Origin of the sequence: Streptomyces sp. AK010 (genome assembly GCF_014207295.1) — a bacterium.
Taxonomy (GTDB): Bacteria; Actinomycetota; Actinomycetes; order Streptomycetales; family Streptomycetaceae; genus Streptomyces; species Streptomyces massasporeus.
Genome location: NZ_JACHCX010000010.1, coordinates 9,959 through 26,874 on the forward strand (window position 1 = coordinate 9,959; position 16,916 = coordinate 26,874).

Consider the following 16,916-nt stretch of genomic DNA (forward strand, 5'->3'; position numbering starts at 1 on the left):
GGACGATCCGCAGGCCCGGGATGGGTGCCGGTCCTGGACGCCCGCCGGTCCGGGCCGGCCTGCCGGTGCAGGACCGCCCCGCCGACGCGGGTCACCCCTGCCCGGGACGATCCGCAGGCCCGGGATGGGTGCCGGTCCTGGACGCCCGCCGGTCCGGGCCGGCCTGCCGGTGCAGGACCGCCCCGCCGACGCGGGTCACCCCCACCCGTTCCGCACGGCTCAGTCGCCGAAGTTCGCGCCGAAGTTCGGGTAGCCCGTCGTCGAGACGCCCGAGTCGCTGGGGGAGACGGTGCGCGAACCCGTGGCGGTGATCTTCGTGCCGTTGGACGGCAGGTAGAGGACCGCGCCGTTGCCGTCGTTCTCGTACGAGCCGGCCACCACGTCGGCGCGGCCGTCGCCGGTGACGTCGTCGAGCTTCACGTCGGTGCCGAGGAAGTCGCCCTTCTCGTCCGAGCCGGGGACGCCCGCGGTGCTCTGCGCGAACGCCTGGGTGCCGGAGGAGGTGTTGATGCCGGAGGCCGAGCCGTACAGCACGACGAGCTGGCCGGCGTCGGTGACGGAGCCGATGTCCTCGCCCGCGACCCCGACCACGAGGTCCTGGTAGCCGTCGCCGTTGACGTCGCCGAGGTCGAGCTCGTAGCCGAAGTAGTCGTTCTTCTCCGAACTGCCCGGGACGTTGCCGGTGTTCTGGGTGATGCCGGTGGTGGAGCCGGCGCCGTCCGCGGTGCCGTAGGTGATCCACACCTTGCCGCCGTCGGAGGCCCCGGGGAAGGTCACGCCGTCGTCGGTCTTGTTCCAGTGCATGCCGGTGACGATGTCGCCGAAACCGTCGCCGTTGACGTCACCGATGCCGGTGATGACACCGGACTTCAGCGGCTGGGCGCCGGCCGCGGACAGGCCGGAACTCGTTCCCGGCAGCAGGTAGTTGGTGTTCCAGTACTGGCCGGTGGCGGTTTCAAAGCCGTCGACGACCAGGTCCGTGCGGTGGTCGCCGTTGACGTCGCCCGCGGTGATGTTGAGCGGGCCCGAGCCGTCGCCCGACGCCTGGACCGGGGCCTTGACGCCGTACCGGCCCTTGACCGCCGTGCCGGAGGCGCTGATGCCGCCCTTGAGCACGTAGACGGTGTTGGAGGTGTTGCCGACGGCCAGGTCCGCCTTGCCGTCGCCGTCGAAGTCGCCGGCAGCGAGGTTCCGGCCCCAGCGGTCGTGCTTGGTGGGGGCCGCGTCGGCGATCGAGACGCCCTTGCCGGTGATGCCCTGGGCCGAGCCCCACAGAACCGCGACGGCGCCGCCGTCCTTGTCGCTGCCGACGTCCTCCATCGGCGCGGAGACGGCGAGGTCGTCGTAGCCGTCGCCGTTGAAGTCGGCGTAGGCGCTGTCGGCGCCGAACACGTCGCCGGTCTCGGCCGTGCCCGGGTTGCCGGTGGTGTTCTGGCTGATCGCGGAGCGCTTCGCGGAGGACACTCCGGTCTTCGTGCCGTACAGCACGACGAGCTGGCCGGCGTCCTTCTTGCCGCTGACGTACGCGCCGGAGGCGGAGAACGCCACGTCGCCGATGCCGTCGCCGTTGAAGTCGGCCCGCGGGGCGTACGTGCCGTCCGCGGCGGTCGCCGGACCGGCCGTGGCCGAGAGCAGCGTGCCGGTCAGCGCGGCCGCGGCGGCGGTCGCCAGGGCGAGTCGCACGCGGGGGCGCCGGGACGGGAGTGCGGGTACGGACCGGCGCCCGGAGGGGCGCTCGTGCTGCTGCATGCGGGGTCTCCTGCTTGCATGCGGGGGATGCCTGGCGGACATCCACAGTCGATGGAGGGCCGGACTGTCCGTGTTCGCCGGGAGTTGTCCGGGCGTTCACGGGCGTTCGGCGATCAAGAGACCTGTGGAGAGACGTAAGGGTTGTACGTGAGTTCGGTTGATTTCCGGGGCTGATCGGAGGGGGCGGCGGCGCGAGCTACGGCCGCCTGCGGACCCGGTGGCGCGGGTGGAACACGCGGTCGCCGTGGATCACGACGCGTAGGTCGGGCCGTGCTCCAGCGCGCACGCGCGGTCTCCCGCCCTGTGGGGCGGGAGGTCATGGGCATGCGACTTGGTGTGGTCGAGATCGACAGAAGCAGACCAAGATCGGGCGGGCTGTGATGGAGGCCATAATTCCGCCCGCGGCTTCCCGTCATCATGGGGAAGCTGCCTGCGGATAGCCCTTTGATCCCAGGCGTGGCGCCAATGGAACCTTCAAAACGAAACTAGTGCTGCGCACACCGGACGGCATCGGCGACCGTGTCACCGACCTCCGGCTTGGACAGCGTGCGCCCCGACCCCTCGAAGGTGCGTGAGAACAGCGGCTCGTCCCAGACCCGGTTCATCGTGGCCACGAGGTGGATGCCCTGGCGGATGATCTCGGCCTCGCCGATCCCTCGACGCTTGGCGGCTTCCTTGATGATCGCCAGGTCCCCGGAGTCGGCGTGGACGTTGGTTCGTTTCATGGACATGTACCAAGAGTGGTCCATGTTGCACCGGATGCATGTGGCGATTGGGGCCTCAGGCCTTCAGGGGGCTGAACTCGTACTGCAACTCATAGAGATGCCCGGCCTTCACCATCGAGGTCGCTTCGATCGGGCGGCCGTCGGCGGCGTAGACGACCCGGAGCGTGCACAGGACCGGCAGGCTGCCGGGAAGACGCAGCGCCTCGAACTGTTCCTGCGAGGGGACCCGGGCCGAGACCCGGTCCACGCAGTGGTGGGGTGTGTGCCCCAGTTCCCTGAGCAGGGTCGTGGTGCCGCCCTTGATCCGGCGCCGCTCCATCAACGGCGTACTCCGGGCGATGTCCAACGGGTAGTAGGACCGCACGAGTTCCGCCGGCTCGTCGTCGATCAGCAGCAACTGGCTGCGCAGTACGACCGTGTCGTCCCTGAGGTCGAGAGCGGCTCTGATGTCCGCGGGCGCGCTCGTCTCCGACACGTCGAGGAGCGTGATGCGGGCGTCCCTGCCGTGCTCGGCCGCCTCGGCCAGCCAGGGGTAGGGCCCGCCGACTGCCGCCGGTGTGAGGGATGTGGCAGGGCGTATCGTCCGCTGCCTGTGCTCGCGTACCGTCACTGCCGCACCAGCCCGTCCCACCACCAGGCGCTCGTCCTTGAGGAGTTGTAGGGCCTTCTGAATCGTGGCGTTGGAGGCGTCGAAACGGCTTCTGAGCTGCGCGGTGGAGGGCAGGTTGGCACCCGGCGGCAGTCCGCCGGTCATGATGTCGTCGCGCAGGTCGGCCGCGATCCGTTCGTGCAGTGAGCGGCGGTCGTGGGCTTCGGGTTCTGCCTTGGGCACGGTCATCCGATTCTGATCTCGTAGCGCAACTGCTGGCGTTGGGCGGGCATCACCATACGGTCCACCTGGATCGGCCGGTCGTCGCGGTTCAGTGTGAGCCTGGTCAGACGCAGGACGGGGTCCGTCTCGGTGAGCCGCAGGGCCTCTTGTTCGTTTTCGTCCGGTAGACCGGCGGTCACGTCCTCCCTGACCAGGACGCCGACATGTCCCAACTCGGCGAGCAGGGTGACAGCTCCGCCCCGGATCTTGGCCGTTCCGGCGAGAGGAGAACCTCGGGCGATGGCGGTGGGGTAGTAGGTGTCGGTGAGTTCGTTCGGCTCGTCTTCGAGGAAGATCAGGCGGCGTCGTACGACGACCGGTTCTCCGTCATGAAGCCCGAGCAGCTGCGCGACTTCGGCCGGAGCGGGCACCTCTCCCGCGTGGGTGATGCGCTGGGAGCCGCGCCTGCCCCGGGCGGCCGTGTCCGCGCTCCAGGCGTCGCCCTGTCCCTGCTCGCGGGGCGTCAGATACGGCATAGACGTACTGATCCACCTGCTCGCGCTCACGATGTCCTCCACAACTGACGCTCGCTTGGACCTTGCCGCTTTACACGGTAAGCGACTTGGTGGCCAGGGGTTCGGAACGTAGCCGTTCGACCTTGCTGCATTTCGTGAATAGCGATACGGTTGTGCCATGACCGAGCTCCTGCGTCGTCTCGTCGCCCACGAACAGCAACAGTGGTGCCAACGGGGCGACACCAGAACGCCGACGCCCCCCGCCCGATGACTCGGGGCAGGGGGCGTCGAAACCGTCGGGACGGCCGGCTGGAACCGCCTACTTCACCGGCTCCGGCTCCGGCGCGGTCGGTGAGTCCGCCGTGCCCGCCGGCGGCTCGCCGCCGTCGTCGTCGCCGTCGTCCGTCTCGGCCTCCGCCGGGACCGGCGTCTTCACCGAGTCCAGCAGCAGCTGGGCGACGTCCACGACCTGGATGGACTCCTTCGCCTTGCCGTCGTTCTTCTTGCCGTTGACGGAGTCCGTGAGCATGACCAGGCAGAACGGGCAGGCCGTCGAGACGATGTCGGGGTTGACCGACAGGGCCTCGTCGACACGCTCGTTGTTGATGCGCTTGCCGATCCGCTCCTCCATCCACATCCGCGCACCACCGGCGCCGCAGCAGAAGCCGCGCTCCTTGTGGCGGTGCATCTCCTCGTTGCGGACACCGGGGACGGCGGCGATGATCTCGCGCGGCGGCGTGTAGATCTTGTTGTGGCGGCCCAGGTAGCACGGGTCGTGGTACGTGATGATGCCCTCGACCGGCGTGATGGGGATCAGCTTGCCCTCGTCGACGAGGTGCTGGAGCAGCTGCGTGTGGTGGATGACCTCGTAGTCGCCGCCGAGCTGCGGGTACTCGTTGCCGAGCGTGTTGAGGCAGTGCGGGCAGGTGGCGACGATCTTCTTGGCCGACTTGGGCTTCGCCGACTCGGCGACGACCTTGCCCTCGTCGTCCATCTCCTCGCCGAACGCCATGTTCAGCGCCATGACGTTCTCCATGCCGAGCTCCTGGAACAGGGGCTCGTTGCCGAGACGCCGGGCGGAGTCACCGGTGCACTTCTCGTCGCCGCCCATGATCGCGAACTTGACGCCCGCGATGTGCAGCAGCTCCGCGAAGGCCTTCGTGGTCTTCTTGGCGCGGTCCTCCAGGGCGCCGGCGCAGCCGACCCAGTACAGGTACTCGACCTCGGACAGGTCCTCGATGTCCTTGCCGACGACCGGGACCTCGAAGTCGACCTCCTTGAGCCACTCCAGGCGCTGCTTCTTCGCCAGGCCCCAGGGGTTGCCCTTCTTCTCCAGGTTCTTGAGCATCGTGCCCGCCTCGGACGGGAACGACGACTCGATCATCACCTGGTAGCGGCGCATGTCGACGATGTGGTCGACGTGCTCGATGTCCACCGGGCACTGCTCGACGCAGGCGCCGCAGGTGGTGCAGGACCACAGGACGTCCGGGTCGATGACGCCGTTCTCCTCCAGCGTGCCGACCAGGGGGCGCTCGGCCTCGGCCAGCGCCGCCGCGGGCACCGAGGCGAGCTGCTCCTCGGACGCCTTCTCCTCGCCCTCCATGGTCTTGCCGCCGCCGGCCAGCAGGTACGGCGCCTTGGCGTGCGCGTGGTCCCGCAGGGACATGATCAGCAGCTTGGGGGAGAGGGGCTTGCCCGTGTTCCAGGCGGGGCACTGCGACTGGCAGCGGCCGCACTCGGTGCAGGTGGAGAAGTCCAGCAGGCCCTTCCAGGAGTACTGCTCGACCTGGGAGACGCCGAAGACGTCGTCGTCACCGGGGTCGGTGAAGTCGATCGGCTTGCCGCCCGAGGTCATCGGCTGGAGCGCGCCGAGGGCCGTGCCGCCGCTCGCCTCGCGCTTGAACCAGATGTTCGGGAAGGCGAGGAAGCGGTGCCAGGCGACACCCATGTTGGTGTTGAGCGACACCACGATCATCCAGATGAACGAGGTGCCGATCTTGATCATCGCGACGAAGTAGACGAGGTTCTGCAGCGCCGTGACGCTCAGCCCCTTGAACGCGAGCACCAGCGGGTACGACGCGAAGTACGACGCCTCGTAGTGGTCGACGTGGTGGAGCGCGCCTTCCAGGCCCCGCAGGACGTAGATCGCGAGGCCGATGGTGAGGATGACGTACTCGACGAAGTACGCCTGGCCGGCCTTGGAGCCGGCGAAGCGGGACTTGCGGCCCGGGCGGCTCGGCAGATTCAGCAGGCGGATCGCGATGAGCACCGCGATGCCCAGGATCGTCATCACGCCGATGAACTCGATGTACAGCTCGAACGGCAGGAACTCACCGACGACCGGCAGCACCCAGTCGGCCTTGAACAGCTGGCCGAAGGCCTGGGCGAGGGTCGGCGGGAGCGTCAGGAAGCCGACGGCGACGAACCAGTGGGCGACACCGACGATGCCCCACCGGTTCATGCGCGTGTGGCCGAGGAACTCCTTCACCAGGGTCACGCTGCGCTGGTAGGGGTTGTCGGTCCGGGTGCCGGCCGGGACCGGCTGGCCCAGCTTGAAGTACCGGACGAACTGGCCGATCGCGCGCGCGAGCAGCGCGACGCCGACCACGGTCAGAACCAGCGACACGATGATCGCGGCGAGTTGCATGGGGGCTCCTCGGGCCTGCGAGGTTTTGTCAGGGGGACCTGTCGTTCTCCAGGCTTCCCCGAGATTACTAAGCGGTAACTTATGCAGTCCGTCTGAGACTACCCTCATCCTCCGCCGCACTGTAGCCGGGTGGGCAGTGATCTGAATCGCTGAGGGTTGCCTCAGAAACGGGCCGGATCCGGTCACCGTCTCGTCGCGATCCCACCGTGTCCCGTCGCGATCCCGCCGTGTCCCGTCGCGATCCCGACGCGATCTCGTCGTGTTATTCATACCGAAATGTCATAATCCCGCCTACCTTATATCCGTGCTCTACGGGATCACCGCCGCCGCCACCGCCCTTCTTCTCACCGCCCTGCTCGCCGCCGCCCTGCGAACCCCCGCGCTACGGCTGCGACTGGTCGAGCGGCGGCGGCAGCGGGACGTACCGCTGTCCGGGGGCGTGGCCGTCGTACTCGTCACCGGTCTGGTCGTCGGGGCCGGGGAGTGGCTGGGGGGCGCACCGCCCGCCGACGGCGCGCGCGGGGTGCTCGTCGCCGCGGGCGCCGTCGCCCTGCTCGGGCTCGCCGGTGACGTGTGGCGGCTGCGCCGACGGGTGCTGGCCGCCGGTACGGGCGTGGCGGCCGCGTGTGTCGTGCCGTACGGGGAGACGGGGGTGGGGACCGGGCTGCTGGCCGTCGCCTGGGTCGTGGCGGTGGTGTTCGGGTTCCGGGGGCTCGATCACGCCGACGGGCTGGCGGGCACGGTCGGGGTCGTCGCGGCCTTCGGGGTGGCGGCCTGTGCGGCCGTCGAGGTGAGGGACGGGATCGCGGGGCTGATGAGCGTGCTGGCCGCCGCGCTGACCGGGTTCCTGCTGCACAACTGGCACCCCGCGCGCGCGGCGCTGGGCAACTGCGGGTCCATGTCCGCGGGGTTCGTTATCGCCGTGGGGGCCGTGCATGTGCGGGCCGGGTGGGGAGTCGTGGAGAGCGCGGGGGTCCTGTTCGCGCTGACCGCGGTGGTGGCCGCCGACGCCGTACTCGTGCTGGGAGTACGGCGGTTGGCCGGGCGGGGCGTGGGGCGCGGCGGGCCCGGCCATCTGGCGCACCGGCTGCGGCGGCTCGGGCTGACCGCGCCGGGGGCGAGTCTGCTGCTGGGAGTCGGGGCGTTGTCCGCGATGCTCGTCGGGGTACTCACGCATGCGGGCCACATCGGGGCCGGCGCCCTGTGGTGGGTGGTGGGAGGGACCCTCGTCGTGGTGTTCACCCTCTCGCGTGTCCCTGTGCACGGCCCAAGACGCAGCGTATCACCGCAGGTCGGAGCCTCATTGCGTGTAAGGAGGGGATAAGAGTTGAGTCTGCCTGACTCAGCTCTGTTGACCGGTTGGGGGCCGTCGTGCACACTTGAGTCCGTTCCACTCAAGTCAGCTGGAGGAATCAACCATGGCACGTGCGGTCGGCATCGACCTGGGCACGACTAACTCCGTCGTCAGCGTTCTGGAGGGCGGCGAGCCCACCGTCATCACCAACGCCGAGGGCGCCAGGACCACGCCGTCCGTCGTCGCCTTCGCCAAGAACGGTGAGGTGCTCGTCGGAGAGGTGGCCAAGCGCCAGGCGGTCACGAACGTGGACCGGACCATCCGCTCCGTGAAGCGTCACATGGGCACGGACTGGAAGATCGAGCTGGACGGGAAGCCTTTCAACCCGCAGCAGATCAGCGCCTTCGTGCTCCAGAAGCTCAAGCGTGACGCCGAGTCCTACCTGGGCGAGAAGGTGACCGACGCGGTCATCACCGTCCCGGCGTACTTCAACGACTCCGAGCGTCAGGCCACGAAGGAGGCCGGCGAGATCGCCGGTCTGAACGTGCTGCGCATCGTCAACGAGCCCACCGCGGCCGCCCTGGCGTACGGCCTCGACAAGGACGACCAGACCATCCTGGTCTTCGACCTCGGTGGCGGTACGTTCGACGTCTCGCTGCTGGAGATCGGCGACGGCGTCGTCGAGGTGAAGGCCACCAACGGTGACAACCACCTCGGTGGTGACGACTGGGACCAGCGCATCGTCGACTACCTGGTCCAGCAGTTCCAGTCCGGCCACGGCGTGGACCTGGGCAAGGACAAGATGGCCCTGCAGCGTCTGCGCGAGGCCGCCGAGAAGGCGAAGATCGAGCTGTCCTCGTCCACCGAGACCTCGATCAATCTGCCCTACATCACCGCCTCCGCCGAGGGCCCCCTGCACCTCGACGAGAAGCTCACCCGCGCCCAGTTCCAGCAGCTGACCGCGGACCTCCTGGAGCGCTGCAAGACGCCGTTCCACAACGTCATCAAGGACGCCGGCATCTCCATCAGCGAGATCGACCACGTCGTCCTGGTCGGCGGCTCCACCCGTATGCCCGCCGTCGCCGAGCTCGTCAAGGAGCTGACCGGCGGCAAGGACGCCAACAAGGGCGTCAACCCGGACGAGGTCGTCGCCATCGGCGCCGCCCTGCAGGCCGGTGTCCTCAAGGGCGAGGTCAAGGACGTCCTGCTCCTCGACGTCACCCCGCTGTCCCTCGGTATCGAGACCAAGGGCGGCATCATGACCAAGCTCATCGAGCGGAACACGACGATCCCGACCAAGCGGTCCGAGATCTTCACCACCGCCGAGGACAACCAGCCCTCCGTGCAGATCCAGGTCTACCAGGGCGAGCGCGAGATCGCGGCGTACAACAAGAAGCTCGGGATGTTCGAGCTGACCGGTCTGCCGCCGGCGCCCCGCGGCGTCCCGCAGATCGAGGTGTCCTTCGACATCGACGCCAACGGCATCATGCACGTCACGGCGAAGGACCTCGGCACCGGCAAGGAGCAGAAGATGACCGTCACCGGCGGCTCCTCGCTGCCGAAGGACGAGGTCGACCGCATGCGCCAGGAGGCCGAGCAGTACGCGGAGGAGGACCACAAGCGCCGCGAGGCCGCCGAGTCCCGCAACCAGGGCGAGCAGCTCGTCTACCAGACCGAGAAGTTCCTCAAGGACAACGAGGACAAGGTCCCGGGCGAGATCAAGACCGAGGTCGAGCAGGCCGTCGCCGAGCTGAAGGAGAAGCTCAAGGGCGAGGACTCCGCCGAGATCCGCACCGCCACCGAGAAGGTCGCGGCCGTCTCGCAGAAGCTCGGCCAGGCCATGTACGCGGACGCGGGTGCGGCCCAGGCCGCCGGTGGTCCCGCCGGTGACGCGGGCGCGGCCGGTGGCGCCAAGGCCGCTGACGACGACGTCGTCGACGCCGAGATCGTCGACGAGGACCGGAAGGACGGTGCCGCGTGACGGAGGAGACCCCGGGCTTCGACGAGCAGCAGCCCGACGTCCCTTCCGGCGCCACCTCCGACGACGCCGAGCCGAAGGCCGCCTCCCCCTCCGCGGAGGAGGGGGAGGCCCCGGCCGGGGACACGGGCCAGGACGTGGCTCTGGTGGCCCAGCTGGACCAGGCCCGCACGGCGCTCGGTGAGCGCACGGCGGACCTCCAGCGCCTCCAGGCCGAGTTCCAGAACTACCGCCGCCGGGTCGAGCGCGACCGGATCGCGGTCAAGGAGATCGCCATCGCGAACCTCCTGACCGAGCTCCTGCCCGTGCTCGACGACATCGGCCGCGCGCGCGAACACGGCGAACTGGTCGGCGGCTTCAAGTCCGTCGCCGAGTCGCTGGAGAGCACCGCGGCGAAGATGGGCCTGCAGCAGTTCGGCAAGGAGGGCGAGCCCTTCGACCCGACGATCCACGAGGCCCTGATGCACAGCTACGCACCGGACGTCACCGAGACGACGTGCGTCGCGATCCTGCAGCCCGGGTACCGGATCGGCGAGCGCACCATCCGCCCCGCGCGCGTGGCGGTGGCCGAACCCCAGCCGGGGGCACAGACGGTCAAGGCGGAGGAGTCCGCCGACGCCGACGACAAGGAGAGCGGTGGCCCGGACGAGGGCTGACGTCATCAACGAAGGGAAGGAGGGGCGTCGAGGATGAGCACCAAGGACTTCATCGAGAAGGACTACTACAAGGTCCTCGGCGTCCCCAAGGACGCCACCGAGGCCGAGATCAAGAAGGCGTACCGGAAGCTCGCCCGCGAGAACCACCCGGACGCCAACAAGGGAAACGTCAAGGCGGAGGAGCGCTTCAAGGAGATCTCCGAGGCCAACGACATCCTCGGCGACCCCAAGAAGCGCAAGGAGTACGACGACGCGCGCGCCCTCTTCGGCAACGGCGGCTTCCGCCCGGGGCCGGGCGGCGCGGGCGGCTCCTTCAACTTCGACCTGGGCGACCTCTTCGGAGGCGGCGCCCAGGGCGGCGGCCAGGGAGCCGGCGGCTTCGGCGGCGGACTCGGTGACGTTTTCGGGGGCCTGTTCAACCGCGGCGGCGCGGGCGGGCCGGGGACGCGTACGCACCCCCGGCGCGGCCAGGACATCGAGTCCGAGGTCACGCTCAGCTTCACCGAGGCGATCGAGGGCGCGACCGTCCCGCTGCGGATGTCGTCGCAGTCTCCCTGCAAGGCCTGTTCGGGCACCGGCGACAAGAACGGCACGCCGCGCGTGTGCCCGACCTGCGTCGGCACCGGGCAGGTCGCCCGGGGCAGCGGCGGCGGCTTCTCCCTGACCGACCCCTGCCCGGACTGCAAGGGCCGCGGCCTGATCGCGGAGAACGCCTGCGAGGTCTGCAGGGGCAGCGGCCGGGCCAAGTCCTCACGCACCATGCAGGTGCGCATCCCCGCGGGCGTCAGCGACGGCCAGCGGATCCGGCTGCGCGGCAAGGGAGCGCCGGGCGAGCGCGGCGGGCCGGCGGGCGACCTCTACGTGGTCGTGCACGTCGACACCCACCCGGTGTTCGGCCGCAAGGAGGACAACCTCACGGTCACCGTCCCGGTGACCTTCACCGAGGCGGCCCTCGGCGGCGAGGTGCGGGTGCCCACCCTGGGCGGCCCGCCCGTCACGCTGAAGCTGCCCCCGGGCACGCCCAACGGGCGCACCATGCGCGCCCGGGGCAAGGGCGCGGTCCGCAAGGACGGCACCCGCGGCGACCTTCTGGTCACCGTGGAGGTGAGTGTTCCGAAGGACCTGACGGGGAAGGCTCGTGACGCACTCGAGGCGTACCGCGAGGCGACCGCGGGTGAGGATCCGCGGGCGGATCTGTTCCAGGCCGCGAAGGGAGCATGAGTCAGATGGACGGTCGTCGGCGCAATCCGTATGAACTGACCGAGGAAACCCCGGTCTACGTCATCTCGGTGGCGGCCCAGCTGTCCGGCCTGCACCCCCAGACCCTGCGCCAGTACGACCGGCTGGGCCTGGTGTCCCCGGACCGCACCGCGGGCCGGGGCCGGCGCTACTCGGCCCGCGACATCGAACTGCTGCGCACCGTCCAGCAGCTGTCGCAGGACGAGGGCATCAACCTGGCCGGTATCAAGCGCATCATCGAACTGGAGAACCAGGTCGCCGCGCTCCAGGCCCGGGTGGCCGAGATGCAGGACGCGCTCGACGGAGCGGCGGCGGCGATGCGCCAGCGCGAGGCCGCGGTGCACGCGTCGTACCGCCGCGATCTGGTGCCGTACCAGGAGGTGCAGCAGACCAGCGCGCTGGTGGTGTGGCGGCCGAAGCGGCAGCAGCAGTCCGACTGATCCATGCGCGTCCGTGACAGTGCATGAAAGGGGCCGGGAGCCAACTCCCGGCCCTTTTGCGTGCCTCGACCCGATTTCTCCAGGTCTCCTGTCAATGACTGACCGGTGCAGAGCACTTGAAGATGATTCCGCACCGTCTTCACAACCAGTGCGGAGCGTGGTGTTGTCATCTCGTTAAGTGGTTCGGCTTGACGCTGGGGGCGCATCCGCGTTGGCTTTTCAGTCACATGGGTCCCAAAAGAGGTGCCCACGTCCGAATCACACGCGAAGTGAGCTCCCGCATGCGTCGTCGCATCTCCATATCCGTGGCTGCCGCCACGATGTCCGTCACGCTCGCCGGCTGCGGCATGCTCAACGCGACGGGGAGCAGTGACGACGCGAGCCCGGCGAAGGGCAACGACATCACGGTGGGCCTCCTCCTGCCGGAGAAGGCGAACACGCGGTACGAGAACTTCGACTACCCGATCATCAAGCAGAAGGTCGAGTCGCTCACCAACGACAAGGGCCGCGTCGAGTACGCCAACGCCGATGCGAGCGCGGACAAGCAGGCGGGCCAGCTGCAGCAGATGATCGACGACCGGGTCGACGTGATCCTGCTGGACGCCGTCGACGCGAAGGCCATCGCGAGCGGCGTGAAGAAGGCCAAGGAGGCCGGCATCCCGGTCATCGCCTACGACCGGCTGGCCGAGGGCCCGATCGACGCGTACATCTCCTTCGACAACGAGCTGGTCGGCGAGGTCCAGGGCCGGACCCTGCTGGAGGCCATCGGCGAGAAGGCGAGCCTCTCCGACAAGATCGTCATGATGAACGGCTCGTCGACGGACCCGAACGCCAAGCAGTTCAAGGCGGGCGCGATGTCCGAGCTGAACGGCAAGGTGACGATCGCCGAGTCCTTCGACACCAAGGACTGGAAGCCGGAGAACGCCGAGGCCAACATGGCCGACGCGATCCGGAAGATCGGCAAGGGCAACATCGCGGCGGTGTACTCCGCCAACGACGGCATGGCCGGCGGCATCGTCAGGGCGCTGGAGGCCGCGGGCGTGTCCGACCTGCCCCCGATCACCGGGCAGGACGCGGAGCTCCCCGCCGTGCAGCGGATCCTCAGCGGCGAGCAGTACATGAGCGTGTACAAGTCCTACCCGCAGGAGGCGGAGAACGCCGCGGAGATGGCCGTCGCCAAGGTCCAGGGCCGCGACATCCAGTTCGCCGCCCTCACCCGCGACAAGGTCGACAGCCCCACGGACAAGGGCATCCCGGCGCAGCTCGTGCCCGTGGTCGCGCTCACCAAGGAGAACATCAAGGACACGGTGGTCGCGGACGACATCTACAAGCTGTCGGACATCTGCACCGCCGAGTACAAGGCGGCGTGCCAGGCCGCCGGTCTGAAGTAGCCGCACCCCGAGCCGGGTTCACCCACCCCGGCCGGCTGCCCACGACGTGACGGGCCGAGGCTCGGAAACACCGGTGTGTACCGGTGGTTTCCGGTGCTCGCCGCGCGGGGAGCCGTGTTGCGGAGCACGTCCCGTCCGCGCATAGTTGCGCTGCGGCAGGACGGCGAAACCGGGGGTGGGATGGGCGATGGCCGGGCACGGGGCGGAGGGGCATCCTCACGGTGCTGACCGACTGTGCGAGGCCGGGGATCGCTTGTATTCCCGGGCCGTACGGCGGGGCCGTGTGCCGCGCCACGACGCCGAGCCGGTGCCCTGCCTGCTGGAACTGGCCCTGCTGCACCCGGACCCCGACGACATGGACTGGCTGGTGCCGACCTCCCCGCAGGAGGTCATGACCCGGCTGCTGCGCGGGATGCACGACGAGGTCAGCGCGAGCCAGCGGCGGGTGGGCTCGGCCGTCGCGGCCGTCGAGTGGTACGCCGGTCTGGGCCGTCAGGTGCGGCCGGCCGCGTCGGGGGCGGAGGGCCCGGCGATCCGGGTCCTGGACGGACTCGCCCGGATCCAGGCCGCGATGGACGAGGCGACCCAGGCGTGCACCACCGAGGTGCTCACGGTCCAGCCCGGCGGCATCCGCCGCGAGGCGGAGCTCTCCGAGGGCTTGCACCGGGCGCTGGCCCTGCGGGGGCGCGGGGTGCGGATGCGGGACCTGTACACCCATGTCGCCCGGCACGGGCAGGGGTTGCTGACCTACCTGGAGCTGATGGGCGACGCGGTGGAGGCGCGCACGCTGGACGAGGTGATCGACCGGCTGATCCTCTTCGACCGCACGGTCGCCTTCATCCCCGCCAACTCCGACCGCACGATGGCCCTGGAGCTACGGCACCCCGCGATCGTCGAGTACCTCGTCACGGTCTTCGAACGCCTGTGGCGCCTCGCCATCCCCCTCACGGCCCCGCTCCCCGACACGGGCATCGAGGGCATCTCCCACCGGGAGCAGTCCATCGCCACGCTGCTGGCGGAGGGGCACCAGGACGCGGCGATCGCGGAGCGGCTGGGCATCAGCGTCCGCACCTGCCGGGCGCACATCGCCCGCCTCTCGGAAACCCTGGGCGCGGCGAGCCGCACACAGCTGGGCGTACGCATCGCCCAGGCGGGCCTGGACGGCGCTCAGCACGCCACGACGTCCCTCAGCGTTCCTGGTCGAGAATCCCGGACTGCGCGATGAGGTAGCCCAGTTGGGCTCGGCTCCCGCTGCCCAGGGCCGATGCCAGTTTGGCGATATGGGCCCGGCAGGTGCGGACGTTCATGCCGAGACGGCGGGCGATGGCCTCGTCGACATGGCCCTCGATCAGGAGCTTGGCGATGGAGTGCTGGATCTCCGTGATGCCGTCGCGAGCGGTCCCGTACGGTGTGCCGGTGCTGAGCGGGACCGACCGGTCCCACAGATACTCGAACAGTTTGATGAGGTAGCGGACCAGGCCGGGGTGACGCAGCTCCAGGGCGACCTGCTGGTCGTCCCGGGCGGGGATGAAGGCGACGGACTCGTCACAGATGATCAGGCGCTCGACCAGCTCGTCGATGGTGCGGTATTCAGCCTTGCCGTCGGAGAGCTGGGCGGCGTACGCCAGTTGCTCGGGGTTGTAATGGGCGGTGTGCTGGTAGAGGGTGCGGATCCTCACACCGCGTTCGATCAAGGGCCGGTCGCGCTCCAGCCCGCGCAGCAGGCTGCGCTCGGACATCCGGTCGCTCGGCTGGACGGTGAGCATCTCCGTCTGGCACTGGACGGTGGCCATGTTGAGCGCGGCGTTGATTCGTTCGCCGCCTTCCAGCACAGTAATGGCGTCACTGGTCGCCGCCAGCTGGGTACCCAGTGCGAGGAACGGCTGAAAGGTCTCCGCGAGTCCCGTCGCCAGGCGCCGGCGATCGGCTATCTCCTGTTCCAGCGGGTTGAGCTGCCGGGACAGGGCGACCGCCGGGGGCACCGGACGGAGCCAGGTGGGGTCGTCCGGATCGGGGTGGAGCAGGGCGAACTCCATCAGGCACGGGGCGGGCTCCGCATCCACGCGGGCGATCCGTCCGGCACGCAGAGCGGTGGCATAAAGACGGCTACCCTCATCGCACCACTCGGTCATCGCGTGGGGATGTGCCGTCTTAGTCCGATTCGATGCCAAATTTCCACCCCCCAGGGTCCTGAACATGCAGGAACATGATGCATCGATTGTGTGGCCATGACGTGCCCGAATGAGCCATCGTCGTACCTGACGGGGGAAAAGGGGACCTTCAAGTGAGGACGAAGCCGACTATGCGTAACAGAATGCTTCGCTCGGTGCTTGTCGCCGCCTTCTCCGCCGTTGTGGCCCTCGGTGTGCTGAGTGGCTTCTCCGATGTGAAGGACGATGTTCGGGCGAACAGCAGCTGGCCGTCCGTTGCCGTGAACAGTGCCGGTGCCGCGGACAACAGCAGTTGGCCGAGCCCTGGGGCAGACGGAGCCGGGAGCTGACCGTGACCACTCCACCCGACGACCGCTCCTTCCGTCGTGAAATGGCCACCGCCTACCGCTCCGGCTGGCACTTCATCGACCTGGTCACCGCCATCCCCCACAGCGGTGACTCGTTGATGGTGACTGTTTTCGGCGAGCCGGTGGTCGTGACGCGGGACGACGACGAGGACGTGCGGGCGTACCGGTGTCTGCGGCGGCCTCGGGGGGCGCCGCAGCCAGTGCGATGTGCCGTACGGTACGGAATGATCTTTGTGAACCTGGACCAACGGGACCATCAGCAGGTGGAGGCCGACTCTCCTGCCCCGAGGACCATCTCTGCCACCCCCCGCAGTGCCTGACGCGATTCCCCCGTCGTAACAGATCGCTCAGGTGCTTCCCCCCCGCAGCGGCGTCACCGTGACCTGAACACGGTGACGCCGCTGCAGTTTTCGGGGACATTTCCGGGTATCGACCCCATCCAGCGGTGGCCGGATCCAGTCGATCACCGGTGTGGATGTTCACTTCGCTCAACCTCGCCCCATCGCCCGCGTCAGCTGGATCTCGATCACCACGCGCGCCGGATTCGGCGAGGGCGTCCTGCCGTAGCGCTCCGCGTAGCGCCGCTCCGCCTCGGCCACCCGGTCCGGTTCGTCGTGGACGAAGGCCCGGCCCTCCAGCGTCGCCCAGCGGCGCCCCTCCAGCTGGCAGACGGCGACGGCCGCCCCCTCCTCGCCGGCGGCCCGCACGTACCGGACCTTCGCGCTCGCCCGATTCGTGATCACCCGAGCCAGACGGGCCTCGGGATCGTATGTGACCCCGACGGGTACCAGATGCGCGGTGCCGTCCGGGCGGGGAGTCGTCAGGGTGCACAGGTGCCGCTCCCGCCAGAAGTCGAGATACGACGGGTCCGGAGCGCCGGGGTCCACGGAGTACTTGGTCGCCATGCCCCGGAACTTAGACCCCCGAGACTCCCGGAACCGTCCTTGAGTGCA

Annotated in this window: 15 protein-coding genes; 8 read left to right on the forward strand and 7 right to left on the reverse strand. The window is 69.2% G+C overall.

The window, feature by feature from the left end; translation table 11 throughout:
- Nucleotides 1-219: 219 nt before the first annotated feature.
- The 5 genes from HDC93_RS19885 to HDC93_RS19905 form a co-directional block, all read right to left on the reverse strand.
- Nucleotides 220-1,749, reverse strand: a complete 1,530-nt coding sequence (locus HDC93_RS19885) for a VCBS repeat-containing protein (RefSeq protein WP_185012239.1) — start codon at nucleotides 1,747-1,749, stop codon at nucleotides 220-222.
- Nucleotides 1,750-2,234: 485 nt separating this feature from the next.
- Nucleotides 2,235-2,480 carry a CopG family transcriptional regulator gene (locus tag HDC93_RS19890; RefSeq protein WP_185012240.1) on the reverse strand — a complete coding sequence of 82 codons (246 nt, stop codon included), beginning with the start codon at nucleotides 2,478-2,480 and terminating at the stop codon, nucleotides 2,235-2,237.
- A gap of 49 nt (nucleotides 2,481-2,529) precedes the next feature.
- On the reverse strand, nucleotides 2,530-3,312 hold the full coding sequence (locus HDC93_RS19895; RefSeq protein ID WP_185012241.1) for a GntR family transcriptional regulator: 783 nt from the start codon (nucleotides 3,310-3,312) through the stop codon (nucleotides 2,530-2,532).
- The gene (locus tag HDC93_RS19900; RefSeq protein WP_185012242.1) at nucleotides 3,309-3,851 is read right to left on the reverse strand and encodes a GntR family transcriptional regulator; all 543 of its coding nucleotides are present in this window, start codon (nucleotides 3,849-3,851) and stop codon (nucleotides 3,309-3,311) included. The genes HDC93_RS19895 and HDC93_RS19900 overlap by 4 nt, the downstream gene beginning before the upstream one ends.
- Before the next feature lie 268 nt (nucleotides 3,852-4,119).
- Entirely contained in the window at nucleotides 4,120-6,447 is a 2,328-nt protein-coding gene (locus HDC93_RS19905; RefSeq protein WP_185012243.1) for a (Fe-S)-binding protein, read from the reverse strand.
- Between the two features lie 304 nt (nucleotides 6,448-6,751).
- On the opposite strand from HDC93_RS19905, the gene HDC93_RS19910 reads away from it, so the two are divergent.
- From HDC93_RS19910 to HDC93_RS19940, 7 genes are all read left to right on the forward strand, one after another.
- Nucleotides 6,752-7,771, forward strand: coding sequence for an undecaprenyl/decaprenyl-phosphate alpha-N-acetylglucosaminyl 1-phosphate transferase (locus HDC93_RS19910; protein ID WP_185012244.1), 1,020 nt, complete (start codon nucleotides 6,752-6,754; stop codon nucleotides 7,769-7,771).
- A 94-nt stretch (nucleotides 7,772-7,865) separates the two neighbouring features.
- The gene (dnaK, locus tag HDC93_RS19915; protein WP_185012245.1) at nucleotides 7,866-9,722 is read left to right on the forward strand and encodes a molecular chaperone DnaK; all 1,857 of its coding nucleotides are present in this window, start codon (nucleotides 7,866-7,868) and stop codon (nucleotides 9,720-9,722) included.
- Nucleotides 9,719-10,375, forward strand: a complete 657-nt coding sequence (gene grpE / locus HDC93_RS19920) for a nucleotide exchange factor GrpE (RefSeq protein ID WP_185012246.1) — start codon at nucleotides 9,719-9,721, stop codon at nucleotides 10,373-10,375. Before dnaK ends, grpE begins: the two co-directional genes overlap by 4 nt.
- A 33-nt stretch (nucleotides 10,376-10,408) precedes the next feature.
- The gene (gene dnaJ / locus HDC93_RS19925) at nucleotides 10,409-11,596 is read left to right on the forward strand and encodes a molecular chaperone DnaJ (RefSeq protein ID WP_185012247.1); all 1,188 of its coding nucleotides are present in this window, start codon (nucleotides 10,409-10,411) and stop codon (nucleotides 11,594-11,596) included.
- A 5-nt stretch (nucleotides 11,597-11,601) separates the two neighbouring features.
- Nucleotides 11,602-12,054 carry a heat shock protein transcriptional repressor HspR gene (locus tag HDC93_RS19930; protein WP_033310108.1) on the forward strand — a complete coding sequence of 151 codons (453 nt, stop codon included), beginning with the start codon at nucleotides 11,602-11,604 and terminating at the stop codon, nucleotides 12,052-12,054.
- Nucleotides 12,055-12,335: 281 nt separating this feature from the next.
- Nucleotides 12,336-13,445 (forward strand): substrate-binding domain-containing protein, encoded by a 1,110-nt coding sequence (locus HDC93_RS19935; RefSeq protein ID WP_221516933.1) that lies wholly within the window; start codon nucleotides 12,336-12,338, stop codon nucleotides 13,443-13,445.
- Between the two features lie 187 nt (nucleotides 13,446-13,632).
- Nucleotides 13,633-14,670 carry a helix-turn-helix transcriptional regulator gene (locus tag HDC93_RS19940; RefSeq protein ID WP_185012249.1) on the forward strand — a complete coding sequence of 346 codons (1,038 nt, stop codon included), beginning with the start codon at nucleotides 13,633-13,635 and terminating at the stop codon, nucleotides 14,668-14,670.
- Here the strand turns inward: HDC93_RS19940 and HDC93_RS19945 are convergent.
- Nucleotides 14,633-15,643, reverse strand: coding sequence for a helix-turn-helix transcriptional regulator (locus tag HDC93_RS19945; RefSeq protein ID WP_185012250.1), 1,011 nt, complete (start codon nucleotides 15,641-15,643; stop codon nucleotides 14,633-14,635). The genes HDC93_RS19940 and HDC93_RS19945 overlap by 38 nt on opposite strands.
- 304 nt (nucleotides 15,644-15,947) lie before the next feature.
- On the opposite strand from HDC93_RS19945, the gene HDC93_RS19950 reads away from it, so the two are divergent.
- The gene (locus HDC93_RS19950; protein WP_030846386.1) at nucleotides 15,948-16,283 is read left to right on the forward strand and encodes a hypothetical protein; all 336 of its coding nucleotides are present in this window, start codon (nucleotides 15,948-15,950) and stop codon (nucleotides 16,281-16,283) included.
- Between the two features lie 168 nt (nucleotides 16,284-16,451).
- Here the strand turns inward: HDC93_RS19950 and HDC93_RS19955 are convergent, their stop codons facing one another.
- The gene (locus HDC93_RS19955; RefSeq protein WP_185012251.1) at nucleotides 16,452-16,868 is read right to left on the reverse strand and encodes a TIGR03618 family F420-dependent PPOX class oxidoreductase; all 417 of its coding nucleotides are present in this window, start codon (nucleotides 16,866-16,868) and stop codon (nucleotides 16,452-16,454) included.
- Between the last annotated feature and the right edge of the window lie 48 nt (nucleotides 16,869-16,916).

Coding starts and splice junctions, on each gene's coding strand:
- HDC93_RS19935 (WP_221516933.1), top strand. CDS start 12,336: ATGCGTCGTCGCATCTCCATATCCGTGGCTGCCGCCACGATGTCCGTC.
- dnaJ (WP_185012247.1), top strand. CDS start 10,409: ATGAGCACCAAGGACTTCATCGAGAAGGACTACTACAAGGTCCTCGGC.
- HDC93_RS19885 (WP_185012239.1), bottom strand. CDS start 1,749: ATGCAGCAGCACGAGCGCCCCTCCGGGCGCCGGTCCGTACCCGCACTC.
- HDC93_RS19905 (WP_185012243.1), bottom strand. CDS start 6,447: ATGCAACTCGCCGCGATCATCGTGTCGCTGGTTCTGACCGTGGTCGGC.
- dnaK (WP_185012245.1), top strand. CDS start 7,866: ATGGCACGTGCGGTCGGCATCGACCTGGGCACGACTAACTCCGTCGTC.
- HDC93_RS19955 (WP_185012251.1), bottom strand. CDS start 16,868: ATGGCGACCAAGTACTCCGTGGACCCCGGCGCTCCGGACCCGTCGTAT.
- HDC93_RS19895 (WP_185012241.1), bottom strand. CDS start 3,312: ATGACCGTGCCCAAGGCAGAACCCGAAGCCCACGACCGCCGCTCACTG.
- HDC93_RS19940 (WP_185012249.1), top strand. CDS start 13,633: ATGGCCGGGCACGGGGCGGAGGGGCATCCTCACGGTGCTGACCGACTG.
- HDC93_RS19930 (WP_033310108.1), top strand. CDS start 11,602: ATGGACGGTCGTCGGCGCAATCCGTATGAACTGACCGAGGAAACCCCG.
- HDC93_RS19890 (WP_185012240.1), bottom strand. CDS start 2,480: ATGTCCATGAAACGAACCAACGTCCACGCCGACTCCGGGGACCTGGCG.
- HDC93_RS19945 (WP_185012250.1), bottom strand. CDS start 15,643: ATGTTCAGGACCCTGGGGGGTGGAAATTTGGCATCGAATCGGACTAAG.